The sequence below is a fragment of the Pseudoalteromonas sp. OANN1 genome, from assembly GCF_024124685.1.
GTDB lineage: Bacteria > Pseudomonadota > Gammaproteobacteria > Enterobacterales > Alteromonadaceae > Pseudoalteromonas > Pseudoalteromonas piscicida.
Genome location: NZ_JAMXSE010000002.1, coordinates 47263 through 73757, shown reverse-complemented (window position 1 = coordinate 73757; position 26495 = coordinate 47263). Strand labels below are relative to the sequence as shown.

Genomic DNA, 26495 nt, shown 5'->3' with positions numbered 1-26495 from the left:
AATAAAAAAGCTGGGAAACGAATTTGCCCAGCTTTTAATTACTATTGAAATACCGACAGGTTACTGTTGGAACTTGACGTTTTTATACATTTGCTCAACTGAGTCTAGCTTAGTTTGCTTAGGTAAATCTGCAAACGGCTCAGCTTGGAACTTAGCGCCACGTAATTGAATATTTAATCTAGCAGCATCGGTGTTCATTACAGTTTGCTGATAGTACGCTTTAATATCTTCTAATGTGACCACTTTAACTGCGGCGATTAACTTAGCTTCGGAGTCAAATGCCATATTTTCTTTGAACCAATCGCCTATTAACGGTTGTAGTTCTTCAGAAAGGTTTTTTGGCTCTTCGGTTAATGAGACTAACACTGCATTTTTTAACTGCTCGAATGTTGCCTCATCTAACGCAGCTAAGTCTTTAGCGTATTCATCTTTATACGCGTCAAAACGAGCTTGCATGCTTTTAGCATCTTTTACTGGTGTTTGAATATAGAAACCTAGCGCTGAATATTCGTCAATAGCAACACTCGTTGCACCAACTGCATAGGCTAGCTGCTCTTCGGTTCTCAGACGTTCAAATGCCGCCGTTCTTAAGTGCCCTTGAAGCACCATCGCCGCCGCTTTTTGCGCATAGCCTTTGATTGGGTGCACTGCAAAATCGATTACAGCAACATCAGCAACATCAATGTCTTGCTGCCATACAAGTGTCTGCTTTTGCTCTGGTTGCCAATATTTAGCACGTGCGTAATTGGTCACTTTTTGGCGTTTAGGCAGCGCATTGTCGAGCGTCTCTTTTACTGTTTGCAAATCGGCTTTATCGTAGTTGCCATAGGCAAAAACACGAACTTGATTATTCGTCAGAATTTGATTTTGCACTTTATCTAAGTCGGCCAGAGTCAAAGCTTTAGCTGCTGATATCAATGCAGAATCATCATAACTTCCTGAACGGATAAGTTTTTGATAAACACCGAAAGCTTGTCTGAATGGGAATTCTTTCTCCTGGTTTTTAATGCCACGTACATAACGATCAATGGCTTGATCAAATGCTCGTTTATTCGTTTCTACACGAACACCAGAGAGCGCATCCTTTATTAATAAAGCTTGCTTATCAGTAAAACCCGAAATATCTAGCATTATCCCATTTGCAGGAGTCAGCCCAAGATGCATACCCGCTATGCTCGCTTCCGTCATTAACTTTGCTTTATCCAAACGGTATAAATCAGCCCAAATCGACAGTGCAACCTCAGTTTTGATGTCTTTTAATGCACTTGGGTTATTGACGTAAATTTTCAGACTACCTTTAGGCTGTTGGTAGAAACGCTCACTCGCAGCATGCCAAACCGTTACGCCATCCGCATCAATAACCTTCTGAACACCCTTTTTCGCATCATCCGCAGATGTTTTCAGTGCGAAGTTTTCAGGTAACAAGGTATTTACACTAGGAAGAGCTAAATCGAAATTTGCCTCTTCTTTCCATTTATCAAAATCGCTGCGCTTTAAGTCTACAATCTGATATTCACCATCATAGAAGTGTAGTTTTGCATCAGTAGGTTCATCTTTACTGATATACCATACCCGCATTTGATCAGGTGTTAATTGCTTCAAGACGGCATTAACAGCATCAGCATCAAACTGCGCATAGTAGTAGCTCGCATTGATAGCGTGGTTCATTGGGTAATGCTGCATGCTATCCGCAAGGTTACTGACGTAACCAAATTCATCGCCTTTTTCTAAAAACCTAAATTGATTATTTAGCGACGTTTGGATTTCCTTGAAGTAACGGCTATCGACTCCTTTATCACGGATCATATCGATATAATCAAGTACCGTACCTGTAATTAACTCGCGTTGCTTTAAGCCCTCATCGGTTAACTGAATATCAATCTGTAATGTGCCGTAGTTACCATAACTATTCGGTGTCGAAAATGCACTTAACGATGAGATTAAGCCTTTATCTTTTAGTACTTGAGCAGGGCTACCCGCCATTTCATTACTTAGAAGATAGGTAATGAAATAGTTCGGTTTAACCGCAAACGCACTTGCGTTGTTTTTGATAGTGAAATCAAGCTGTAGCGTCTTAACGTCTTCATTTGGTTTATAATGGACCAGCTTTTTCCCAACGTTATCGAAGTTAAGAGATTGTTTAACCTCTGGCTTCTCGATGTTTTTATTCTTGATTGTCGTGAAATGCTTTTTCGCTTTTGCCACCATCTGCTCAATCGGCTCGTTAGAAATCATAGCTAACTTCATGATGTTCGCAGAGTAGTACTTATCATAAAAAGCAACGGTCTCTTGGTGTAGTTTGCTACCTTCTTTATCACCTAACGTTTCTAGGTTACCAATAAGAAAGCGGTTAGCTGGATGCTCTCCCATCATGTTTCGTGCAAGTTTAAATTGACCAAAAAAGTCCATTTCACGACGCATCGACCACTCTGCGTTTACTGCATTTTTTTCTTTTTCTGTGTACTCAGGGTAAAGCTTTGGAGATTTAAAGAAGTCGGAAAATCTGTCTAATGCCTCGTCATAGGCATCGTTGTTCACTTTGAACATATAATTAGTAATATCCAGCCAAGTGTAAGCATTGTGTGCCCCACCGTTTTTGGTCATGAACTCAGAATAACCTTTGCTATCCGGATATTTTTCTGTACCAAGGAATAGCATATGTTCAAGATAGTGCGCCATCCCTTGCTGAGACATAGGATCGTGTAGTAGACCAACGCCAACACTCAGCGCTGCCGCTGACTTCGATACAGAAGGATCTGATACCAAAATGACTTCAATGCCATTTTCCAAGGTTAACGTTTGATATTGTCTATCATCATTAGGACTTACAACCAGTTGCTCTGAAAGAAGATTCTCAGTCGTGTCTGAATGATTGAGTGAAGAAGTTGTACCACATCCAGTCAAAACTGCTAAGGTAAGTGTGCTAATTGCGAATAGCTTTTTCATAAAACAATCCATTATTGTGATAATTACTTTTTGGAACCAGACTATCATCGTCATTCGACTAAGCTTTTGCAATATAGAAATTTTTTGTTTTGTAACACTTCGTAAACTGAGGAACCTATGCCGACATCCATTTATTTACTGCTCGCTGCGCTATTATTACAAACTCTACTGACCTTAGTTATCATGGTCATAATGGGTAAACGTCGATTTAAAGCTGCGCGAGAGAAACAGATCCAGTTTGATCAGTTCAAAACCATGGCGCTCGACAACGCGCCTGAAGAAGTCATTCTGGCATCTAGAAACTTTACTAATCAGTTCGAAATTCCCGTGTTGTTTTTTGTGGTTTCTCTTGCCGCACTCGCAATGAAACTTGTTACGTTGTGGTTCAGCATATTCGCCCTACTGTTTGTAATTAGTCGTATTGCACATGCCTATGTTCATATCGGTAGTAATCATATTCGAACACGTTTTCGCCTCTACCTTGCAGGGTGTGCCTTCATTGTGTTGCAGTGGATCACATTACTTTTAACACTTATATAACTAAAAATAATAAAAATGCCATCCGATTTAGCTAATTGTTCTTTAATCTCTGAGCCAATTTGTTAGCATGGCGATGGCAAAAAGAACAACAGGGGCACATAGATGAAACAGGATAATGATATCTGCGATTTTGGACTTCATGCTGGAGAGCCATACTCCACGCTGCCAGCGAGCTTTTTAAACTGGATGATAGAAACAGACCATGCAAAATGTGAGTTAGCTAAGTTTGAACTGGACAGAAGAGTATCTGCGGTGGCACAAAACACCAGAAAATATAGCAATTTTGAGTGTTAGCACTATTAAAATAATTATAATGATCTAGAATACGCGCATAATTTATCAAATAGCTTCTAAATTATGCGCAACTTACTTATTCTTTCAACGGCTTTGCTATTATCAGCATGCCATTTTTCTTCTCCTAAGCAGTCGCAACAAGCAGAATACCTAACCGTATTACACACCAACGATAATCATGGTCGTTTTTGGCAAAATGAAAAAGGTGAATATGGTATGGCTGCCAGAAAAACCTTAATTGACCAATTAAAGAGTGATGCCGAAAAAGCTGGACATGCCGTTATATTGCTTTCTGGAGGCGATATAAACACGGGTGTACCAGAATCTGATTTACAGTTTGCCGAACCTGATTTTAAAGGAATGAATAAACTCGGTTACGATGCCATGGCAATTGGTAACCATGAATTTGATAACACTCGAGATGTGCTAGCGAAACAAATTGAGTGGGCAAGCTTCCCAGTACTGTCAGCAAATATTCTTGATAATACAAATCAAATGCCAGCATACGAGCCTTACACAATTATTGAGCGTGCAGGATTGACCATTGCTGTCCTTGGACTTACGACAATTGATACTGTTAAAATTGCCAATCCAAAACATGTTCATGGCCTTACTTTTATTGAGCCTTTAGCAGCCACAGAAAACTGGGTTCCTAAGATCAAAGCCAAATACCACCCAGATGTAATGATTGCTGTTACACATATGGGCCACTATCACGGTGCCAATCATGGTATCAATGCACCCGGTGATGTAACGCTTGCGCGCCGGCTTCCTAAAGGTATGCTTGATTTGATAGTCGGTGGACATTCTCAAGAACCTGTCTGTGTTGACGACAATGGTAACGAGGACACAGCTTTTGCTCCTGGCAAAACATGTAAGCCTGATAATCAAAATGGTGTTTGGATTATGCAAGCACATGAGTGGGGTAAGTATGTGGGTAAAGCCGTATTTAGGATTGATGGTGATACAAAAACCTTAATTAGCTATAACTTAATCCCTGTGAACTTAAAAAATAAAGCGGGTTCTGTGATTGGTGAAACTATTCAAGAAGATCCTCAAATGCTCGCTTTTTTAACACCTTTTCAAAAAAAAGGGCAAGCGCAAATAGCTGGTGCAGTGGGATACGTTGATAGTTTCTTAGATGGCCGTCGCAGTACAGTTAGATTTAAGCAAAGCAACCTCGCAGATCTTATCATTAACGCGCAAATGGCAGCTGTCGAAGCAGACTTTGGCATTATCAGCGGCGGCGGGATCCGAGATAGTATAGAGCAAGGTGATGTCAGCTACAAAGATGTGCTGAAAGTTCATCCATTTAAAAATCGCATTACTTATATAGACTGGAAAGCAAGCGACCTAATTAACTACTTAAACATTGTCGCCAAGTTCCCACCTGACTCTGGTGCTTACTTACAGTTCCACCATATTACGTTTGATATCAAGAACGATAAGGTAACCAATGTTCGCATAGCGGGCGAGCCATTGACTGACGGCAAGACCTACCGCATGAGTGTGAATAGTTATAATGCATCAGGTGGTGACGGTTATCCAAAGATTAATCATCTTCCAGAATATACCGCTACCGACCTAACTGATGCACAGGTCCTCAAAGATTACTTCCAAAAGAAGAGCCCTATAAAGGCCGTGGATTTATAAAAAGACACCTCATATAAAGCGGTGTGATGCACCGCTTTATATGCATTCATTCTATTTACCAATAATATCAATATCTGACTTTTTCACTCCACTCAGTCCGTAACTATGTAATTTAGAACGAGACCCTTCGCCATGTGCTTTCGGCGGATAAAACAACACCTTTTTTTCTGGACAAGCGTCTAATACCTCATCTAGCGCAGCTCTAATTTCACTTAATGTTTTTTCTAAACTATTAGTAAAGTTGGGCCGTTTTCTAATGGTATGCCCAAGCTCAACTAAACGGTAAAAGTATTTATCAGCGAGATCCAACAACTCCTTCGGCATCTCTTTGTTTTGATTGAGAACAGTATCGGGATTTACATCGCAAAACTCAACAAGCGCTAAATAGAAGCATAATGGTTTGTTGGCAAGCTGGACACTTACTAGTTTGTCTCTATTCGTCGTTACTGTTTTTGAATACAAATCAATAACAAGCTTAAATTCCGGTAACTTTTCTAGCGCTTGGTTTGAACTTACCTTCGCTTCAATACCTTTTCTTCTCACCCAGTTGAACACTGCAACGCCGATAAACGCCATAATCAGTGGAAAAATATAGGCTGATTTAGGTTTAGTATCATCTAATGAGACCGCGACATAGAAGTTTCTGTGTGGCGCTGATAATGTTAGTACTTCACTTTTTTCACCCTGTCCTGCTCCAGATGTATTAATGTCAAGAACAGTTAAACGGGCATCTTGGGCGTCTAACACTGTATTGAGTGAGTTTATATATTCTCTTAACTCAGTTTCATTACCTGCATAATGTAAAAAAGGATCTGCGACAGGTAAACGATTCATATCAATAGCAACACGAAGCGCAACCGCTTCTTTTTGTTGCTTCAAAACCCGCTTAGTTTCAATACTTTGAGAAATGTAGAAAATGCCGCTAAATAACAGTGCCAAAGCAATAAAAACGGATATATTACGCTGGCTAACTTCCATCTTCTTCTCCGATAAAGCCATAAGGAAAGGCTTCACATTGCCAGTATCTATCTACCTTATCAAAGTAACTAGATGTTCTTAATTGAGCCACCTGGTTAATAATTCCCTGCATTGCACAAGCTAAGTCAGTGTTATTGTTGTTCATTTTTAAATACCATTTACTGCCACTAATATTATTTGCAATTGGCGTAATGTAATTCTTCGAAAACCGCTGCTCATCTTCTTCGGACCAATAAGAAGCTATAATATCAACTTCGCCAGCAGCCAACCGATCGCGGAGCGCTTGATGCGAGCTTAAATAGGTAATATCGAGCGCATTGATATCGATATCTAACTCTTTAAACGCACTTTTTGGTAATATGTGGCCAGAGCGACTTGTTGGATAGTCAAGCAAACCTATTTTTTTATCTAAGAAATACGATTTAGATAGTTTAGGTTTTTCTGTGTTTGAGATAAAAAAGGCGGAATAAGCCGGATAACCGATAACAGGCTTATAACTATGCGTTGATTCGGCCATCAAAGCCGACATGATGTTGTCTTTCGTTAAAATAAGATCGGCGATCCCCTTTGCAAGAAACTCTATTTGCTCAGCGAGACTTCCGCCCCAATACACTTTCACTTGCCCATATTGCCTAGTGACCACTTCATCTTCACACGCTCTAACTAATACGTCTAACGCGAGACTTTTAATCGGAACATGTATTTTTAACGTGTTGATATTAGACACGGAACGTGTTTTGCAGGTATTTGAATACTGGACGACGGGATCAAGAGTTAGAGGCTTTGCCGATATTAACCGAGCCCCTAAAATCCAGCACAATAATGCGCTTATAAACAACAAAGATACAATTGTTGATTTACTAGTCAAAATGTTACTATATATCACTAATTGGAATAACCTATCCTTTCTTAACCGCTATTAGATCAATTTTCTTTACTCATTGCAATAGGTAATTTTACCAATAACTCATAAACACATGAATTTATTACTTTATTGACAAGAAATTATGAATCTTATTGAGTCCTTTTATTTTGTTGAAAAATACGGACAATTGGCCTCACTTTTCGGTTGGGAAGATTGTTCCCTTTTCTACAAGAGATACAAATGTTACGTAAAAGCTTGTCATTACTTTTCGCTGTAGGGATGACTATAACGACGTCAAGTGCACACGCCTGGGGTCAAAATGGTCATAGGATCATTGGCGAATTGGCTGAGGCACATTTAACCGAGCAGACTCGCGTTGCGATTCAACCTTTATTAGAAGGTGACTCTCTGGCTGAAATTTCAACTTGGGCTGATGAGATGCGTTCGGATCCAAGCACGTTTTGGCGTAAACAATCTTCGAAGTGGCATTACATCAACATCGACAACCCAAAAGCAATGCATGAGCACGTTCATGCTGATTTGAATGACAAAGAGAAAGTAAAACACATCCTAGATGGCATCTACTATTCCATCAATACGCTAAAATCAGAATCTAAATCAATTGATGAAAAGCGTTTTGCATTCCGTTTCCTAGTTCACCTTGTAGGTGACAGCCATCAACCGTTTCACGCAGGTCGCGGCAAAGACCGTGGCGGTAACATGATTAAAGTAAAGTTTTTTGGCAGTGATTCAAACTTACACAGCACTTGGGACACCAAATTAATCGAAAATGAGAATCTTTCATTTACCGAGTTTACACGTTTTATTCAAACCACAAATAATGAAATAATTGCTGAATACTTAGACAGCTCGCCAGCAGATTGGTTGCTTGAGTCAAATAATATTGCTGAAAAAGTTTATAACAGCAATGAAACTGAAATAAGTTACGGTTACATTTATAAATATATGCCAACAATTAAATTTAGGCTGCAACAAGGTGGCATTAGATTAGCTGGCCTATTAAACCAAATTTATGATCCTAATTCTAAACCGCTGGTTTCATCATTGAAGTCAGCAAATAAAATAACAGTTAACCATTAGTTTAAAATAACCTACTAACACGGGAAACAACATAATGAAAATCCAACTTCGCAAAAATGCACTTACGCTTGCTATCGCTGCAAGTTTAGGCATGAGTGGCATGGCGGTTGCGGCAGATACATCTTCGTCTATTAAAGGACAGATTGTAGGACCTCAAGGTAATCCAGCTGCAGACACTAAGATTATCATCGTTCACGAACCGACAGGTACACGCCGCGTTGTTACAACGAATGACACTGGTACGTACAACGCATCAGGTCTTCGCGTTGGTGGTCCATATACCATCACTATCGACTCAAACAAATTCCGTGACGCTGAGCTGCGTAACGTTTACCTATCACTAGGTGAAGCACAAAAGATCGACCAGCAGCTAAGCGAATTGCAAATGGAGTCTATCGTAGTTACTGGTACTCCAGTACTATTTAACTCCTCTGCAAACGACACTTATTACGGTGCAGATGCAATCAAGAGCACACCTAGTATCAATCGTGATATTAAAGACGTAGTAAGAAATAACCCGCTAGTTGTTATCCAACCTGGTAGCGACAGCTCAATGACAATCGCAGGCTCAAACCCGCGTACAAACTCTATTACTGTTGATGGTATTCCGCTAAACGATGACTTCGGTCTTAACTCTGGTGGTTACCCAACACAACGTAACCCATTCCCTCTAGACGCACTTGACCAAGTAACCGTTCAAGTAGCACCAACAAATGCTAAATCAAGCGGCTTTACTGGCGGTAACGTTGACGCGGTATTTAAGTCTGGTACTAACGAAATCACCGGTAGCGTTTTCTATGAGAAAATGACTGACAGCTGGGCTGGTACTCCAAAAAACAATGGTAAAGAAGTTCCACTAGAGTTTGAAGAAGAGAACTATGGTTTCTCAATCGGTGCGCCTCTTATCGAAAACAAACTATTCTTCTTCGGTGCTTACGAAAAGTATGAATCTCCTCAGTCAATTGAGTGGGGCCCTGCAGGTTCTGGTATTGGCGCTAACGAGACAAAAATCACACAAAACGACTTAGCTGCAGTACGCAAAATTGCTTCTGAAGTATATGGTGTTGATAACATCGGTGGTGCAGACACCCAACCACAACTAGAAGATGAAAAATATATCATCAAACTAGATTGGAACATCAACGACTATCATCGTGCAAACTTTATCTACATGTTCAATGAAGGTAACCGCACAAATAACATGACTGATGATGCTGATGATCTACACCTAAGCACTTATTGGTACAATAAATCTGAGAAACTAAATAACTTCAGCTCAACGCTATACTCTGACTGGACAGATGATTTCTCAACACAAATCAGTATCACAAGCAAATCTGTTGAAACTGGTCAGATTTCACTTGATAGTGCACTTGGTTTAGGTGATATCAGCATCAGCAACATCGATGTAGATGGTGATGGTGTTACAGGTGACATCAGCTTTGGTTCAGATGCTAGCCGCCACTCAAACTCACTAGAAAACGACCTAACAACATTCAAGTTTGACGGTACTTACCTACTTGACGAACATACACTAGAGTTCGGTATCAAGTATGACATTCTAGACGTTGAAAACCTTTATCTAGATGGTTCAAAGGGTGTTATCACATTTAACAGCCTAGAAGACTTTGCTGCACGCCAAATTTCAAGATACACATACAGCAACGGTATCGGCAATAACCCTGATGCAGTTGCAGCGGCATTCAAACGTAAAGACCTTGCACTATACGTGAACGACCGTTGGGACTTCAGCGATGAACTAGCGTTTAGCTTTGGTCTTCGTTACGAGCGTTTAGGCTCTGACGACAAACCAGCGTTCAACCAAGACGTATTTGACAGAACGGGTTTTGATAACACTTATAACCTAGATGGCGCTGACATTTGGTTGCCTCGTGCAGGTTTCACTTACTACATGAACGAAGACGTCACTATCCGTGGTAGCGTAGGTCGTTATGCAGGTGGTAACCCTAACGTTTGGATCTCAAACTCTTACTCAAACGATGGCTTCAGTCGTCAAAACTTCTCTGCTAGTGATGTTACTGCTCCAGCAAATATCCTAAATACTATTCCGCCAGAAGCTATCGAAGGTATTAACAATGCGAATCGTGGTTCAGTTTCGAACTTTATCGATCCTAACTTCGACATTCCATCACAATGGACTTATATGCTAAATGCGGATGTAACACTTGACATCCCAGGCCTTGGTGACGGATTCGCGTGGACTACGACTGCTATCTTCACAGATAAAGAAAATACCGCTGAATGGGTGAATGCAGCACTTCTTCAAGAAGGCGATGTAGTAGGTTCTACAGCTGATGGTGCATTACCATTCTACGATACCCGTGAACTTGAGATTATGCTAACGAACGCAGACAAAAACGGTCGTTCAATTATCTTAAGTACTGGTCTTTCTAAAACGTGGGATAATGGCTTCAAGTTTGATATGTCTTATACTCACCAAGATATCACTGAAGGTAACCCAGGTGGTTCGTCAACGGGTCGTAGTAACTACCGCTACGGTCACTTCTTAGATCACCAAGAAACACAAATCGGTACTTCTTCTTATGAAACTGAGCACCGTTTTGTCCTAAACCTTGGCTATTCAACAGAGTTCATTGAAAACTATAAAACGAATTTCAATCTATTCTTTGAACGCCGTTCAGGTTCAGCATACAGCCACCTAACAAGATGGCAAAACCTAACTGGTGGTCGCTTCTTCGATCAAGATCTAATTCAGCCTTCAGGCTTTGGTTCAACGTTCGGCGGTAACTACCTAGCTTATGTTCCAACGGCAAACGATGCAAACGTACTTCGTTACGAAGGTACAACTGAGGCAGAAGTGCTTGCTCATTATGAGAGCTTAGGTCTGTCTGGCTATGCAGGTGGCTTCGTTGACCGTAGTGCGGCTACATCGCCTTGGACTACGACTATGGATCTGTATGTTTCTCAGGAACTTCCAGGTTTCACTAAAGATCATAAAGGTGAAGTTTACTTCGTAGTGAACAACTTACTAAACCTGATTGATTCTTCAGCTGGTAAAGTTTATACGCAAGACTTTGGCACTCGTAATACGCTAAATATGGATATCGACCCTGCGACTGGTAAGTACATCATCGGCGCACCGATTACTAGCGACTATAAGTTTGAAGCAGAAGACTCAACTTACCGCATCAAGATCGGCGTACGCTACAACTTCTAATATCTAACACGTAATTAGATAATCTCCCAAAGGCCAGCGAAAGTTGGCCTTTTTTATATTTAATCCAGCTTAAGATTATTTTCTAATTAATTAACCTTTATAAATTCCTGATATTAAATATAATAGAATCAGGACAAGTCATTGCTTCTGAAGAAGCAACCATACTAAATGTTAAAATGAAAGGATTATCAATATGATAAGGGATAAATTATGTTAAAACGTAAAGCTTTTATCGGCTTTGTAGTCACGATGTTAGGCATAGCTATTGATTTTTTAATCATCTCTCTATCCAATCATTCACTAAAAAGCAGCGCATTTGAAATATCCATGCTCTACATGATCTATATGACTATAATATCATGTACAGAAAACCGTACGAGATAACATTCAGCGGTACGTTACTATATAGAGCTTGCTCTAAATGAATGAGCAAGCTCTTTTTCATCTACTGCAGACTGTAATAATTTCAGTAGTTGTACGAACTTCTCTTTCTGCTCATCGCTAAAACAACTAAGTAGCTCAGCTTCCCATGCCAATGCAAACGGCGTTAACATTTGATAAAGCACTCTCCCTTGCTCTGTCACTGCAATAGTTTTTGCACGTTTATCACTTGGACTCACTAACATCTCAATCAACTCTCGGTCTTGTAACTGCTTAATTGCTCTTGAAACGGTTGATTTATCCATGCTTGCCAGTTCGCAAATGTGCTTTGCAGTACTCCCCTCCTTCTGTATTGCGTGTGATAACACCCGCCATTGTGGCTGCGTTAACTCTCCCTTTTGTTCATAGACGTGTGCAAAGTCATTGCTCACTTTTGTTGACAGTGAAACGAGCTGATACGGCAAAAATTCGTTTATATTCAGCAGCTTTTCATTATTTTTAGACATTATTTCACACTCCCAACTGTCACTATTACTTTACAGAGCGACTAGATGACAAATATTGAAAATACTCTCACATGAGAGTATCTTACTATAAAACACAAAGGAGTCGAGACACATGAGCCAAGAACTTCAATATTTAACTGGATTTGGTAATCAATTTGAAAGTGAAGCACTGCCGGGCGCTTTACCTATTGGTCAATTTTCACCGCAAAAAGTAAAATACGATCTTTATGCAGAGCAATATAACACCACCGCTTTTACAGCGCCTCGTGCTGATAATCGTCGAAATTGGTTCTACCGTATTCGCCCTTCTGTTTTACAAGGTGAATATGAAGCGATGGATAATGGCCTATTGCGCACGGCACCAATAACTGAAGCCGTTCCCCCCCCTTCCATGTTGCGCTGGAACCCTATCGATATACCACAAGAAAAAACAGACTTTATCGATGGCTTAGTGACGATGGCAGCTAACGGCAGTGCCAATGGCCAAAGCGGGATTGGTATTCATGTTTACGTTGCTAACGCATCAATGGAAGGTCGTTATTTCTATAATGCGGATGGCGAGTTGTTATTCGTCCCACAGCAAGGTGAACTCATTTTACACACTGAGTGTGGAAAACTCGCAATTAAACCAGGTGAGATTGCCGTTATCCCTCGTGGTATCAAATTCAGTGTAGAGCTTTTAAGCGATACGGCGCGTGGTTATATTTGTGAAAACTACGGACACCCTTATATTTTGCCTGAGCGAGGCCCTGTTGGTGCGAATGGCTATACCAACGAACGTGACTTTCAATACCCCGTTGCCGCCTTTGAGGACAAAGAAGGCGATTTTGAACTCGTTGCAAAGTTTAATGGTAATCTGTTCCGCTCTGAGATTGGCCACTCACCGCTTGATGTGGTTGCATGGACAGGTAATAGCGCCCCATACAAATATGATTTAGCGCGATTTAATGTAATGAACACCGTAAGCTTTGACCACCCAGATCCGTCAATCTTTACCGTACTTACTTCTCCATCAGGCACACCTGGTGTTGCAAACGTAGACTTTGTGATCTTCCCACCGCGCTGGATGGTGGCAGAAAATACATTCCGTCCGCCTTATTATCACCGTAATATCATGAGTGAGTTTATGGGCTTAATCGAAGGGGTATACGACGCCAAAGAACATGGTTTTGTGCCCGGTGGCATGAGTCTACACAACTGTATGTCTCCTCATGGGCCAGAAGCTGATGTATTTGAAAAGGCGAGTAATGCAGAGCTTGCACCGCAGCGCTATGAAAACACACTCGCGTTTATGTTTGAGTCACGTTACATTATCTCTCCAACTAAGTATGCTTTAGAAGGCAAAGCGCGTCAGCCTAACTATGCTGATTGCTGGAAAGGCATTAAAAAGTACTTTAAAGGAGCATAAAGATTATGTTGAAACTCTATACTTATTTTCGCTCATCTGCAGCCTATCGTGTGCGTATTGCTTTAAACCTTAAAGGATTAGACCACGAGTTAGTCCCAGTAAACTTGCTTAAATCGGAGCAAAGCGGCGAGGCATATTTAAGTAAAAACGGTCAAGGGTTACTACCGGCTCTGGAAACTGAGCATGGCGTTCTTGCACAATCTTTAGCGATATTGGAGTGGCTAGAAGAAACCCAAACTGGCCAAGCATTGCTACCACAAGATCCTTGGCAAAAAGCGCAGGTAAGAAACTTTTGCTACGCCATAGCCTGTGATATCCACCCTATCGATAACCTGCGTGTGCTTAAATATCTATCAAGTGAGCTAGGCGCATCTGATGAACAAAAAAATGAGTGGTATCGCCACTGGGTTATCGAAGGCTTTAAAAAGCTAGAGCCTATGATTGGCGACGGTCAATTTTGCTTTGGCACGGAGCCCACACTCGCGGATGTTTGTTTAGTACCACAAGTATTTAATGCACTGCGCTTTAAAGTAGATATGACTGCATTTCCTAAGATCAGTCGAGTGTACGAATATTGTAATACGCTTGATGCGTTTTCTGATGCGGCGCCTGACAATCAATTAGACGCACAATAAGGCAAGTAAGCGATAAGCCAATTAAAAAGAGTGATATGCTAAGCGTATCACTCTTTCAATCAAACGAGCGTTTGTTATTTCAGTGCGCTATAGACATGATCAAAATGGCCAATAAGGTCGTGACCAAGATCAGTCAAATAACCCCCATCTGGGCTGTCAATGACCCCTTTTTCAAATAGTCGCATCGCTGCACCTTGTATACCTTCAGGCGCACTGCTATGAATTTTTATCCCCTGATGCAAACTATGTCTTGGAAATCTAGCTAGTAAGGTCAACTCATCCAACAATTTTTGGTCTAATGCCATTGTCATTTTTCCTTATTCTTCTATAGTCATTTAACACTCTAGTTCAAAAAACCAAATTTGATGAAGTTTTTAATTTGTTTAATCGCTGTTAATTTGATCTCACTGCCTATTTTGGCTACAACGCCCACTGATTTGAGGTTATATGGAGAAATACCAAAGCAAGTCTGTTGGTATGAAGGAAAGTCATATAGCGAAGGCGCACTATTGCTACAGTTTGACATGCTGTTTGTCTGTGCAACGAAAAAGTATAACGAAGACAATGGCAAACTTGTGTGGGTAAAGGCTGATGCGTCTGGTGCACCAATTAGACCTGAAATTTCGGATAAAATTAGGGTAAACTAGGCGTAATATCTAAAGTTATATAGAAGTAGAAGATGACGACCCAAGCAAATAACCCCCTTCACGGTATCAAGTTAGAAGAAATTATTGTAAAACTTGAACAGCAGCTAGGCTGGAAAGAAATGGCAGCCGCCGTAGATATAAACTGCTTCAAAGATAATCCAAGCGTTAAATCTAGTCTCAAGTTTTTGCGTCGCACACCTTGGGCAAGAACCAAAGTGGAGCAACTGTATCTAGATACCTTCCACGGCTTTCAGTGGCCAGATATAAAAAAATAACCCGTTTTCTCTAAGTTTATTTGGCTACATAAAGCACGTTGTAAGTTTCCTGAAGCTTATCAAGAATGTGCTTGGGAACATTTTTATTACAGGCTAGATAAAGAGACGTATTAAACTGATCTAATGTATATACCGGCTCAAGTAATTGAGCCGTTTGCTCTTTTGCACTTCGAAACCTAAACTGGGCATCACTTAATATCACCAAATCAACAAAGTCTTTGCGCGTCTTGAGTAGCTCAAAAACCTTATCAAAAGAATTAATCAGGATCAGCTGCTTCCCTTCTTGAAAACCATGTTCCATTAAAAATTGGTGGCTAAAATTATCTCGGATCACCGCTGTTCGATAAGCTTGCGCATCTTCTAGTTTATTCAGCTTGATTTTGCTTTCACGTAGCGCATAAAAAGAGGTGGTAAAAGTGTCAATGGGAAATACCCAAGTAAACTCATTTTCGCGGATGGTATTTCTGGCTGTTGAAAACACACAGGTATCTTCTTTTCTTAATGCAGCATTATAGGCTGCAGGCCATGAAAGTACGTTGATGGTGTAATCAATGCCAGAGTCATCAAGCACCGCCCTGACTTTATCCGCTGAACGCCCAATTAGTTCTCCTTTTTCATTAAGGTATTGGAAATCAGGAAAGTTCTCAGTGACTATATTTAGCGTATAGGCAAGCGCACTGAAACTCATCAGCAAAATACAAAGACCAAAAGAGCGCGCACCCTTCATGAAACTCTCCCCATAGCTACTTGAATAATATAGTCTTAACTTAAAGGTTGAGCAATTTTTAAAGAGATAGAATGGCTTCTTGTAGATGGGAGTTATGGCTAATTTATCGAAGTGAATGAGTGATAGACAAGGATCCCCCCGCCTATCACAGAGTTAATAGTTACTTTAGCTATTGTTGATAGCATCGATTAGAAATGCACTCAGCTTAGCACCTTCTTTAAGCGTGGTTTCTGAGCTCGTTTGTCCAACAAGAGAGCTATCGGTAAATGGGGCAATTTCCATCATGTCTGCACCTGTGATTTTAAACTCACCACGCAGCGCTTGTAGAATTAACATCGCTTCATCTGGAGTCATACCGCCAGCCTCTGGAGTACCCGTTGCAGAAGCAAACTCTTCATCAAGTGCGTCAATGTCAAAGCTAACATAAAGCTCTTCAACACCGTCAGCCTTTAGCTGTGCAATAACTTCATCTACAATCGCTTGTGCACCACGCTCTCTGATCTCATGAGCCCAATGCTGCTTAACACCGAATGTAGACTCCCAATGAGACTTAGGTTTGCCACTCGAGCGGATCCCAAATTGTACTAAGTGATGGGGTGCAGGTAAAAACTCTAGGATATGCGTACACCAAGAGCCAAAGCATAAATCGATACCTAAGCGCTCAACAAGTAAATCTGTGTGAGCATCAAAATGGATAATCGCTGTTTTTACACCACGAGCACGCTTTGCTTTAAGATACGCTTTTGTTAACGGGTAGCTGATTGAGTGATCACCACCAATGCCAAACACGCCTTTATCGGGGTAATTTTCGTAAAAGCCATCACACACATCTTCTGTAATAGATAATGGTGAGACGTAATACTCACTCTCAGGGTCAGCATAAAGTGCCTTTTGACAATTACTGATCGTGCTCTCGTTTAAATATTTGTCGTGTAGTAAATGTGGAATAACACGCACATCGCCAAGGTCAAACGCACTCGTTTTCGGCTGTTGCTCTATTAATGTCGAACGCAAAAATAGTGGACCCCAGTTAGCGCCGCGTAAAATACCACCGCCACAATCTGAACTGATCCCAAGAATTGCCGCTTTATGTTCACTTTCGCCCAATTTTTCCAGTGAGGCTTTCCATAAAGTGTCGACACCTTCTGTTTGCCCATATAGCTTTTGTCTTAGCGCGTCTTTTCTTTCTTTCGCTGTGTTTACTGTAAACACACCATCTCCCGGTGGGCATAAACAGTGCTCAAGTTTTTTATGGAATTGTTTTTTGCTCTCAGACATCGCTATCCCCTCTTATATGCATAATCATGCGACCCAGAAAAATCTCCACTATTGCGCTTTATATTTTGCGTCACACTCAAAATACGATTGGCTTATAATGAGTAAAAACGATAAATTAAAAATAAAAAAACTTATAAATCAAAAGGTTTTCTTGATTTCTAAATTCGTTTTCGGAAGACATTGACTGTTCGTTAGGTCGTTGTTGCAGCACATATAACAGGTTCAAATAGGAAGTCAACCGCAGTACCAACAATGCGCGTTGAGGCTGCGGTTGTTTATTCATAGAGGGTGTTTAGTTATTCGTAGTGACGTGGCACTTTTGTTTTAATTACAGCGATATAGCCATGCCAACTTGCGTACGCAAGTAGCGGCATAATAACGATAAAGCCAGCCGTTCCAGTTGCAAACCCAAGCATCACCAGAAGCACTAAGATCCCACACCACACCACCATAGCGCCGACATTTTCCTTCACCGCATGCATTGAGCTTATTACAGCAGTCATAATATCCACTCGGCGCTCCATCATTATTTGCGGGGTAAACGCTGAGATCGCAAATACACACACCAATAAAATGCCCCCCACTATAGAGCCGAGTGCTAAAAATGCCGAAAGTTGTTCAAACGTTGGATTCGGAACATTTGGATATAATGCATGGATAAGTGCAGCTAGGCGCATCCAAACAATCATAATGACCATCAGTAACACTGCAAACCCCCACTCGCCAGCCGGATTACGGAACATTGACTTAAGGCTGTGTGATAATGTTGGTTTATGGCCCTTTTCCAACTCCCACGCGACATCATACAAGCCAGCAGCGAAAGCAGGCCCAATAAGCGCAAAGGCGACAGCGGCAGGCAGAATTACCAAGTGAGTACCTGATTGGTACACCAACCACATGATAAAAGCAGGTATAAGGGTAAAAATAAGTCCATACACTAGGCTAAGTAATGGCGCATTCGCAATATCTTTAAACGCTAATGCGAGCCAGTGAAACGGCGCCATGGTTGGGACTTTGTTGCACTCAAAGCAACGCGCAAATTCGTTATCTTTATTTATAGAATGTGTAGCAGGCATAACCATTCCTCATTGTTGCTCTCATGTTAAGGTTTAGTGGAACATCGACAATCCTGCAAGCTATCCCGAGCTATAATAGCAACTACATTAATTCTCTAACCAATTTGAAGGGCAAAATATCATATAAGCTTCGTTAAAAATTTCTCATTAAGAACAACTAAATAGCAAAATTTTTGCCTTGCCTATATGGATTTAGGTACCTTATGTTGTGATTGATTAGCGGTAGCAGCACGCAAGAGCGGTACTACAAATGCAACTTCCCCACTTAAAAATAATTTACTTACTTCGGTTGCTATAATTTAAACACGTCACGCTTAAATAGGACATCTGTCCTGTACTTGATAGGCATTAACTATAAACATTACGCTTTAATTATAACTAAGGTTTACTATGGAAAAGGTATTTCACTTAGGTCTTACGAAAGCCGACCTACAAGGCGCTTCACTGGCAATTGTTCCGGGTGATCCCGAGCGCTCAAAACGCATCTCCGAATATCTCGATTCTCCTGTCTGCTTAGCACAAACTCGCGAATTTCATATTTACCTTGGCTTTTTAAATAAAAGTCCTGTGGTAATTTGCTCAACAGGTATAGGCGGCCCATCAACGTCAATCGCAGTTGAAGAATTAGCACAGCTTGGTATCACTACCTTTTTACGCATAGGTACGACTGGCGCTATTCAACCACATATCAATGAAGGTGATATTTTGGTGAGCACGGCATCAGTGCGTTTAGATGGCGCTAGCCAGCATTTTGCGCCTATCGAGTTTCCTGCGGTTTCTGATTTCCACACCACTTCAGCGATGGTACAAGCCTGTGAATCGTTGGGCATTACTCACCACGTTGGGATCACTGCGTCTAGCGATACTTTCTACCCTGGGCAAGAACGTTACGACACATACTCAGGCTACGTCAGAAAGGCGTATCAAGGTTCGTGTGCAGAATGGCAAAAGCTTAATGTGATGAACTATGAGATGGAATCTGCGACATTATTTACCATGTGTGCAGCACTTGGATTGAAGGCAGCTTGTCTTGCGGGCGTCTTGGTAAACAGAACACGCCAAGAAATCCCCAATGTCGACCATCAAGCCGTTGAAAAGAAAGCCGTCACTGCAGTATTAAAAGCTGCTGAGCTATTACTTTCGAAATAATAGCGCTAAGCGTAGAGATTGAGTGATTACTCAATCTCTATGTGTGTAAGCAAATGCTCAGCATTGTATGCTTTTAAAACTGCTAAGCTTACTTGCAACTGGTTAGCACAGCCCTGTTTTTCTAGCAGAGTGATCCCTACTACATTGACCTCAGATAATACTTTACCCGACATCGCTAATTGACTTAGTGCACTTTGTAATGGCGATAAGCTTGGATTATAAGCCGCATTTTCAGCATAGCGCCCATAAAAGCACTCGCCAGTGTCTAGTCTAATTTCCACTGCACTTTGATTGTGTGTGTAGGGGCAATAAGCGCGCAGATAATGCCGATAAAGCGCCGCACTGATTGATGCAGGCGATGTTTCATGAGCAGCAAGATGTTGCGCTTGAGAAAAGAGTTTTTCACTGTTGCCCAGATCGTCCGGACCAAACGAAGTCGGCAACAAATCACACAACGAGGTTTTCCCTGTCGGCAATAAAATTTCAAGCTCCTTTGCGGTGCTTAGCTCATTCATAAATTGGCGACAAAATCCGCAGGGCGCGGCATTGATCGTCATTTTAGAGATTTCAGTTGCGCCATTTAACCACGCATTGTTAATTGCCGCTTGCTCAGCATGAACAACCAAAGAAAGCGCCTGATGCGAAAATTCTAAATTTGCGCCTAAAAACGCTTGTTGAGATTTATCATCCCAAGCAATGGCACCAACATAAAATTGTGAAATAGGAGGCGTAGCAAACTCAGCCGCAACGTCAAGTAAAGCAGCCTCAAGCTCAGATCGAGATAAGTGAAAGCGGTTTTGATATTGTACTAGCTGGGAATAACTAAATATTCCACGATGGGCAATGGCGTATTGCGTTAACGCACTTTTTATTGATGGTTCTATCTTTGCCATATTGTTGTCATGTTTATCTATGGCAGGATAGTTTACGCAAGAGTTACAGCCGACTCAACCATTCTCTTGCAGATTTAAAACACTCAAAGTTTTCAGCGCTGATATTAAAACGCTTAATTTTTTGTAGAAAAAGGTCATGCATATAACCTTCAAAACCAACGACGCGCGCGATGTGTAGATTGCCAATATTATGCGCAACTTTTGGCATTATGTTCACAATATCAATCGCCGCAAAGCGGTGTTCAAGTTCACTCACATCCACTAATACTTTGCTACTATTATGCTTTTTTGCATATAGATTGGCTTTCTCGTATGTCGAGACCACATCGTTTGCATTCGCAATGCCTCTGATCTTCATCATAATCAGATCATTACACTCATCAAATGTGACGCTAGTAGAAATTTTGTGCATGTATCGTAGACCCATCAACCGACAATTCTTGAATAAAACAAATAAAACGACTGGTTAAACCAGCCGCGCATTTTAAATCAATGAGAATTACTGTCAATAAATATACTAATAAAAAACCAATCAAAATAAAAAAACCAATCCATTGGGATTGGTTTTGTAGCTGTTATGCTTATAAATGTAAAATTTTACAAAAATAGATTATTCAAATTGTTGCACTAACCCGTGTTGCGCATTCCCGCCGCGATCCCTGTCATCGTGATCATAAGTGCCAGTTCCAAATCGTGATTGGTTTCTTCACGCACACGCTTTAACAGTTCTATTTGTAACAAGTTTAGAGGATCGGTATACGGGTTTCTCAGCCCAATTGATTCTTTGATCCAAGGTTGCTGTGACAACAACGATGACTCTGGCGCAAGGCCGCGAATAAGCTCGATGGCCTGTTGCAAGTTGTCTCTTAACTCATCCCCTAGGCCTATATACTCGTCACTAACTAAACTTGCATCATACATCTCGCTGAGCCAAAGGTCGGCTTTACAGAATACCATTTCGAGCATTTCTAAACGGGTTCTAAAAAATGGCCACTTTGCGCTCATTTCTTGCAGCATGTCTTTACCAAACGTTTCTACGGCAGCTTCAAGACCTTCTTTTGCCCCCAGCCAAGCAGGCAACATCAAGCGATTTTGACTCCATGCGAAAATCCATGGAATAGCCCTCAAACTCTCTACTCCGCCGTTTGGATTACGTTTAGAAGGCCTCGAGCCTAGCGGTAATTTAGACAGCTCTTGTTCTGGCGTTGCCATTCTAAAGTAAGGAACAAACTCAGGATTCTCTCGAACAATACTGCGATACTTTTTACAGGAAGCTTCACTAATCGTCACCATTACCTCTACCCATTTCGGTTCGGGTCGAGGGGGCGGCAACAAATTACTTTGTAAAATCGCACTGGTATAAATAGATAGACTTTGCATCGCGACTTTGGGTAAACCAAATTTAAAGCGGATCATTTCGCCTTGCTCGGTTACTCGCAAGCCACTTTTTAGCGAGCCTGGAGGCTGAGATCTTAGCGCTTGTGCTGCAGGCGCACCTCCACGACCAATCGTGCCTCCACGGCCATGGAAAAGCACCAGCTCGATCCCCTTCGCATCGGCAAGATTAACCAGCTTTTCCATTGCATCATACTGCGCCCATCCTGCCGCCATCATTCCTGCGTCTTTTGCTGAGTCGGAATAGCCGATCATGACATATTGCTTGGCACCAATCGTGCCTTTATACCAAGTGTTCTCAAATAACCCGCTGATCACTGATTGCGCATTGTTTAAATCATCCAGTGTTTCAAATAGCGGGGCTACCGGTAAGTTGAATTTACACCCGCTTTCTTGGAGTAATAAATGCACGGCAAGAATATCAGAGGCACTTTGCGCCATCGAGATAATGTAAATGCCGAGTGCGTTTTGGTCTTGATCCGCAATCGTTGCAAATGTCTCTAGCACCTCTTGGACATTGGAAGAAGGTTGCCAATGACGTGGCAGTAACGGTCGTCTCGAGCTTAGCTCGGTTAATAAGAAAGCTTGCTTGTCTGCTTCTTGCCACTGAGCATAATCACCAAGACCCAAATAGCGTGTTAATTCAGAAAACACTTCGGTATGTCTGGCGGAATCTTGGCGAATATCTAACTTACATAAAGACACGCCAAAACAGTCAATTCGTCTTAATACATCCAACAACAAACCGTCGGCAATATTAGCCATGCGACAATCAACCAGCGAGCGATAACACGCCTCTAGTGGCTCTCTTATCTGTGATACCTGTTTAATCTTGTCCTGATAATGAGAGGGCGTGCCTTTGATTTTATTTTCCAATGCTGCAATGGTTTCTTCTACCTCGGCGCGTACTTGCTTTAATACATAACGATAAGGTTCATTGCTACCGTCCGCTCGCGCTCTAAAGCTTGCGGATGCATTACTCATAGAAAGTTCTGCACCCAAGATTTCTAGATCGCGACGATATAAGTCAAGCGCCATCCAGCGGCCGTGATCAAGCACAGATTGCGTCACATGAGAAGTAACAAACGGGTTGCCGTCTCTATCGCCACCCATCCAAGAAGTGAGCTGGATAGGACTAAAATTGGCTGGTAGTTGTAAGTTTAATCGCGTTTTCACTTGGGCGTTGAAATACCGAACAAACTTAGGCACGGCTTCCCAAAGACTATTTTCGATAACCGCGAACCCCCACTTTGCTTCATCCAGTGGCGTAGGTCGCTTTTCTCTAATATCGCTAGTGTGCCACGCTTGTGAGATCAACTGCTCAATGCGGTCAATGACCTCATCGTAGACAGGATCCTCACCTGAAGTCACCTCAAGCACTTTTAAACACTCACTCAGCTCGACGTGTTTATTGATGATGGTTCTGCGTGTTACTTCAGTCGGGTGAGCGGTTAGCACCAAATCGATTTTTAGTTTGCTTATTACATCTGCTACTTCATTGAGTGTCAGCGCGCCAGCATCGACTTTACTTTGCAATTCATCAAGCGCCTTATCGACTTCGATCATCACGCCGTCTGGAGAGCCTGACTTTGAAATGGTGTGGAATTGTTCTGCGACATTCGCCAGGTTTAAGAAATGATTAAATGAGCGAGCAACGGGAAGTAGCGCTTCATCGCTTAGGCTACGTAAGGTGTCAATCAGCGCTTGCCTATCTGAATCATTACCGCTCCGCGAGGATTTTGCTAGGTGCCTAATTTCTTCAACTTTATCTAGCGTCTCTTGACCCTGCGCTTGTTGAATAATTTGCCCTAACATCTGCCCCAAAAGGTTCACATTACTACGTAGGCTTGCGTATTGCTCAGTCATACAATCTCCTTGATGAAAAGATACTCGAACTCCACTATACCGAGAATAAATTGATTTGCGAACGATCTATTTTCAAGACGTTAACGTAATAACATGACAAAGATAAGTATTATTCGAGTGAGCGAATGATTGTATTTTACGATGGTAACTGTCCGCTGTGTGTAGGGGAAATGAATGAACTTAAACGTTTCGATCAACACAATAAAATTGATTTAGTGAACATTCACGATAATCGTTTCTCTACCGAGTTTCCTGAGATAGAGCATGAAGCGGCTATGGCTAAACTCCACGGTTATGATAACCAAGGCAAGCTCATTTTAGGACTAGATGTTACCGCAGCGGCTTGGGGTCAAGTTGGCAAACATCGCTGGATCAAATTATTAAGATTACCAATCATCCGAACAATTGCAGACGGCGTTTATCTGTTTTTTGCAAGGCACAGAATGAAAATTTCTAAACTTCTGTACCCAAATCAATGCGGTATGCAAAATAGTGGAGACTGCAATCGTGACTAACCTCGCCATTATAGTGATTGGTGCAAGTTCAGCGATTGCCCAGGCCTTTGTAAAAGCACAAACCGAACAAAGTCCCGACGTCAATGTGATCACGGTGTCTAGGCAAGCTAAAACGGCTCTACATGCCAATAACCTGCATTTTCAGTGCGATTATTCTAAAGCACAAATTCAACAAGTTGCGAGCCGTATTTTCGAGTTGGGCTTAACGGTAAAGAGCGTCACTATTTTTAATGGCTTACTCCATGACGAGTTTGATAAATTCCCGGAGAAAAAGCTTGAGGACATTGATGTTGAACACAGTATTGCGCTGTTTAATATCAATACCATGATCCCCATGCTTTGGTTGCAAGCTTTATTGCCAGCCATAAAAGGTAAGCAGCCATGCATAGTCACGGCACTCTCTGCCCGGGTTGGAAGCATCAGTGACAACCGGATGGGCGGCTGGTACAGCTATCGCAGTTCAAAGTCTGCGCTTAATATGATGTTTAAAACTGCAGCAGTCGAGCTTGCGCGTCGAGCAAAAAACATTAAGCTCATTTTGTTCCATCCAGGCACTACTGACACGCCACTTTCAAAACCCTTTCAAGCCAATGTCCCAGACGAAAAACTCTTCACGCCGGAATTTGTGGCACATCAACTTAGCGGGATCATCGCAAATAGCCACCCCGATGGTACGGTGAGCTATGTTGACTGGCAAAATAAATTAATTGAATGGTGAACACATCATGAAACACTTCTCAAGTGACGATATTAAAACCTTAGACGAGCGTTATCGCGCATTGATGATAAATTCGCTGTCGGGTTTCAAAAGCGCCAACTTAATTGGAACAGTTGATGAAACAGGTCAAGAAAATTTGTCTATCGTCAGCTCCGTTTTCCACCTCGGTGCCAACCCGGCACTCGTAGGTGTGATTTTTAGGCCTCATAGCGTACCTAGGCACACACTGGAAAACATCTTAGCGACTGAAAAATACACCATTAATCAAGTCAATGTTCAAATTTATATGGCAGCTCATCAAACCTCAGCCAGATATGAAAAGAGTCAATCTGAATTTGAGGAAACGGGGTTAACCGCCGAGTATTTAAATGCTTTTCCAGCTCCTTTCGTCAAGGAAAGCAGACTAAAATACGGGCTTACACTCAAAGATCACCAAACCATCAAGCTCAACGATACCGAGCTGGTAATAGGCGAAATTGAGACGCTTCACGTTGAAGAAAGCGCTTTGCTCGAAGACGGCTATATTGATATCGAGGCACTAGATAGTATTGCAATTTCCAGTTTAGACGGCTATCACAGTACCAAACGTATTAATCGTTTGGAGTATGCAAAACCAAACAAGCCAACCAGAATTAAGCTACTTGGCTAGGTATCTTTACAACGATTCCAAGAGCTCGAGTAACTCTTCGAGCTCTTCTTTAAAGTGTTTCCTTTGTTTGTCGCTCATGGTGTCTTTAAGTTTAAAGGCGAGACTTGCATACTCTTTTATTCGTCTTGCTTGAATATCTAGGATGCGCTCAGGCAGCGCTGTGGGTGTAGTAACTATCGCTTGCTGCAACAGCTCAGGTGAAACCTGCTCAGTGCCGCTCAGTAACATAGCTTGTTTAAACTGGCTAAATCGCCTTTGTTCATGTGCACGCCAAACCTGACGCGCAAACTCGCCTTGCTCATAATATTCGTTAATAAGCTCCTTTTGTTTATCACTCAAATCACCAAGCCAACGCTCATAGCGGTTAAATTGATCTCCTTCCTCCCAGTCATCGTCCAACATTTCTTTTTCTATGTTGGCTATCAGCATTTCTCGCTGTTCACGGTTGAGCGAATTTAGGTGTGTTTCTAACTTGGGATATACGGCTTCAACGACGGAATACCAATAGTTTCTTGTAGTATACACCATATGCACCATGTCACTCTCTGTCATGGTTTGCCAGTGCTTCAACAGTGATTGGATATGAGATTTGTATTTTGGTAGTTCTGACTGCCGATGCCACGCAACCAAAGATTCTACATCAGCCTCCAACTTTTCCTCTTGCTCATCCGTCAGCTCAACATAATCGGAAATATAATAACTCGCTAACCATCCTAGGTTGTTGTAAGCCAATCTTTGACTACATCCAGCCAAACACAGTAAACATAGCGCCAGTGCTATTAATTTCTTCATCCCATTGCC

25 protein-coding genes are annotated in these 26495 nt (G+C 41.7%); 13 read left to right on the top strand and 12 right to left on the bottom strand.

The window, feature by feature from the left end:
* Positions 1-60 precede the first annotated feature (60 nt).
* Positions 61-2946: an insulinase family protein gene (locus tag NH462_RS02390; protein WP_253103633.1), complete on the bottom strand. Its 2886-nt coding sequence runs from the start codon at positions 2944-2946 to the stop codon at positions 61-63.
* 117 nt (positions 2947-3063) lie between these two features.
* On the opposite strand from NH462_RS02390, the gene NH462_RS02385 reads away from it, so the two are divergent.
* From NH462_RS02385 to ushA, 3 genes are all read left to right on the top strand, one after another.
* Complete coding sequence (locus NH462_RS02385) at positions 3064-3486, top strand: MAPEG family protein (protein WP_010373104.1); 423 nt, start codon at positions 3064-3066, stop codon at positions 3484-3486.
* A 102-nt stretch (positions 3487-3588) separates the two neighbouring features.
* Complete coding sequence (locus NH462_RS02380) at positions 3589-3780, top strand: hypothetical protein (protein ID WP_039495063.1); 192 nt, start codon at positions 3589-3591, stop codon at positions 3778-3780.
* A gap of 63 nt (positions 3781-3843) precedes the next feature.
* Entirely contained in the window at positions 3844-5433 is a 1590-nt protein-coding gene (ushA, locus tag NH462_RS02375; RefSeq protein WP_253103630.1) for a bifunctional UDP-sugar hydrolase/5'-nucleotidase UshA, read from the top strand.
* 51 nt (positions 5434-5484) lie between these two features.
* On the opposite strand, the gene NH462_RS02370 is transcribed toward ushA, so the two are convergent.
* Together NH462_RS02370 and NH462_RS02365 are read right to left on the bottom strand one after the other, a co-directional pair.
* Complete coding sequence (locus NH462_RS02370; protein ID WP_045990333.1) at positions 5485-6411, bottom strand: hypothetical protein; 927 nt, start codon at positions 6409-6411, stop codon at positions 5485-5487.
* Positions 6401-7138, bottom strand: a complete 738-nt coding sequence (locus tag NH462_RS02365; protein WP_253103628.1) for a PhnD/SsuA/transferrin family substrate-binding protein — start codon at positions 7136-7138, stop codon at positions 6401-6403. Before NH462_RS02365 ends, NH462_RS02370 begins: the two co-directional genes overlap by 11 nt.
* A 378-nt stretch (positions 7139-7516) precedes the next feature.
* Between NH462_RS02365 and NH462_RS02360 the strand changes: the two genes are divergently transcribed.
* Together NH462_RS02360 and NH462_RS02355 are read left to right on the top strand one after the other, a co-directional pair.
* Positions 7517-8377, top strand: coding sequence for a S1/P1 nuclease (locus NH462_RS02360; RefSeq protein WP_017216714.1), 861 nt, complete (start codon positions 7517-7519; stop codon positions 8375-8377).
* A 34-nt stretch (positions 8378-8411) separates the two neighbouring features.
* Positions 8412-11576, top strand: a complete 3165-nt coding sequence (locus NH462_RS02355) for a TonB-dependent receptor (RefSeq protein WP_253103625.1) — start codon at positions 8412-8414, stop codon at positions 11574-11576.
* Between the two features lie 401 nt (positions 11577-11977).
* Here the strand turns inward: NH462_RS02355 and NH462_RS02350 are convergent, their stop codons facing one another.
* Positions 11978-12463: a MarR family winged helix-turn-helix transcriptional regulator gene (locus NH462_RS02350; protein WP_253103622.1), complete on the bottom strand. Its 486-nt coding sequence runs from the start codon at positions 12461-12463 to the stop codon at positions 11978-11980.
* A 112-nt stretch (positions 12464-12575) separates the two neighbouring features.
* Between NH462_RS02350 and hmgA the strand changes: the two genes are divergently transcribed.
* Together hmgA and maiA are read left to right on the top strand one after the other, a co-directional pair.
* Positions 12576-13871: a homogentisate 1,2-dioxygenase gene (gene hmgA / locus NH462_RS02345; RefSeq protein WP_253103619.1), complete on the top strand. Its 1296-nt coding sequence runs from the start codon at positions 12576-12578 to the stop codon at positions 13869-13871.
* Positions 13872-13879: 8 nt separating this feature from the next.
* A complete protein-coding gene (maiA, locus tag NH462_RS02340; RefSeq protein WP_026000885.1) occupies positions 13880-14506 on the top strand; it encodes a maleylacetoacetate isomerase in 627 nt (208 codons plus the stop codon).
* A gap of 74 nt (positions 14507-14580) precedes the next feature.
* On the opposite strand, the gene NH462_RS02335 is transcribed toward maiA, so the two are convergent.
* Positions 14581-14811, bottom strand: a complete 231-nt coding sequence (locus tag NH462_RS02335) for a TIGR02647 family protein (RefSeq protein ID WP_010373121.1) — start codon at positions 14809-14811, stop codon at positions 14581-14583.
* 60 nt (positions 14812-14871) lie between these two features.
* Here NH462_RS02335 and NH462_RS02330 point away from each other — a divergent pair, with 60 nt between their 5' ends.
* Entirely contained in the window at positions 14872-15153 is a 282-nt protein-coding gene (locus NH462_RS02330; protein ID WP_017216710.1) for a DUF1496 domain-containing protein, read from the top strand.
* Between the two features lie 32 nt (positions 15154-15185).
* The gene (locus NH462_RS02325; RefSeq protein ID WP_017216709.1) at positions 15186-15428 is read left to right on the top strand and encodes a VF530 family protein; all 243 of its coding nucleotides are present in this window, start codon (positions 15186-15188) and stop codon (positions 15426-15428) included.
* A gap of 16 nt (positions 15429-15444) precedes the next feature.
* Here the strand turns inward: NH462_RS02325 and NH462_RS02320 are convergent, their stop codons facing one another.
* The 3 genes from NH462_RS02320 to NH462_RS02310 form a co-directional block, all read right to left on the bottom strand.
* A complete protein-coding gene (locus NH462_RS02320; RefSeq protein ID WP_039495054.1) occupies positions 15445-16155 on the bottom strand; it encodes a transporter substrate-binding domain-containing protein in 711 nt (236 codons plus the stop codon).
* A 165-nt stretch (positions 16156-16320) separates the two neighbouring features.
* The gene (locus tag NH462_RS02315; protein WP_253103617.1) at positions 16321-17433 is read right to left on the bottom strand and encodes an arginase family protein; all 1113 of its coding nucleotides are present in this window, start codon (positions 17431-17433) and stop codon (positions 16321-16323) included.
* A gap of 296 nt (positions 17434-17729) precedes the next feature.
* On the bottom strand, positions 17730-18509 hold the full coding sequence (locus NH462_RS02310) for a DUF2189 domain-containing protein (protein ID WP_010373139.1): 780 nt from the start codon (positions 18507-18509) through the stop codon (positions 17730-17732).
* Positions 18510-18899: 390 nt separating this feature from the next.
* Here NH462_RS02310 and udp point away from each other — a divergent pair, with 390 nt between their 5' ends.
* On the top strand, positions 18900-19658 hold the full coding sequence (udp, locus tag NH462_RS02305; RefSeq protein ID WP_010373142.1) for a uridine phosphorylase: 759 nt from the start codon (positions 18900-18902) through the stop codon (positions 19656-19658).
* Positions 19659-19684: 26 nt separating this feature from the next.
* Here the strand turns inward: udp and cdd are convergent, their stop codons facing one another.
* The 3 genes from cdd to ppc form a co-directional block, all read right to left on the bottom strand.
* Positions 19685-20551 carry a cytidine deaminase gene (gene cdd, locus NH462_RS02300; protein WP_253103612.1) on the bottom strand — a complete coding sequence of 289 codons (867 nt, stop codon included), beginning with the start codon at positions 20549-20551 and terminating at the stop codon, positions 19685-19687.
* Positions 20552-20594: 43 nt separating this feature from the next.
* Complete coding sequence (locus NH462_RS02295; protein WP_223193523.1) at positions 20595-20912, bottom strand: hypothetical protein; 318 nt, start codon at positions 20910-20912, stop codon at positions 20595-20597.
* A 266-nt stretch (positions 20913-21178) separates the two neighbouring features.
* Complete coding sequence (ppc, locus tag NH462_RS02290; RefSeq protein WP_253103608.1) at positions 21179-23812, bottom strand: phosphoenolpyruvate carboxylase; 2634 nt, start codon at positions 23810-23812, stop codon at positions 21179-21181.
* Between the two features lie 125 nt (positions 23813-23937).
* Between ppc and NH462_RS02285 the strand changes: the two genes are divergently transcribed.
* From NH462_RS02285 to NH462_RS02275, 3 genes are read left to right on the top strand one after another with little or no spacing between them, the layout of a single operon-like run.
* Complete coding sequence (locus tag NH462_RS02285) at positions 23938-24327, top strand: DUF393 domain-containing protein (RefSeq protein WP_253103605.1); 390 nt, start codon at positions 23938-23940, stop codon at positions 24325-24327.
* On the top strand, positions 24320-25045 hold the full coding sequence (locus NH462_RS02280; protein ID WP_253103602.1) for an SDR family NAD(P)-dependent oxidoreductase: 726 nt from the start codon (positions 24320-24322) through the stop codon (positions 25043-25045). The genes NH462_RS02285 and NH462_RS02280 overlap by 8 nt, the downstream gene beginning before the upstream one ends.
* A 7-nt stretch (positions 25046-25052) precedes the next feature.
* Positions 25053-25694 carry a flavin reductase gene (locus NH462_RS02275; RefSeq protein WP_010373163.1) on the top strand — a complete coding sequence of 214 codons (642 nt, stop codon included), beginning with the start codon at positions 25053-25055 and terminating at the stop codon, positions 25692-25694.
* A 6-nt stretch (positions 25695-25700) separates the two neighbouring features.
* Here NH462_RS02275 and NH462_RS02270 read toward each other — a convergent pair whose 3' ends face one another.
* Entirely contained in the window at positions 25701-26486 is a 786-nt protein-coding gene (locus tag NH462_RS02270) for a DUF6279 family lipoprotein (protein WP_010373168.1), read from the bottom strand.
* Positions 26487-26495: the final 9 nt, after the last annotated feature.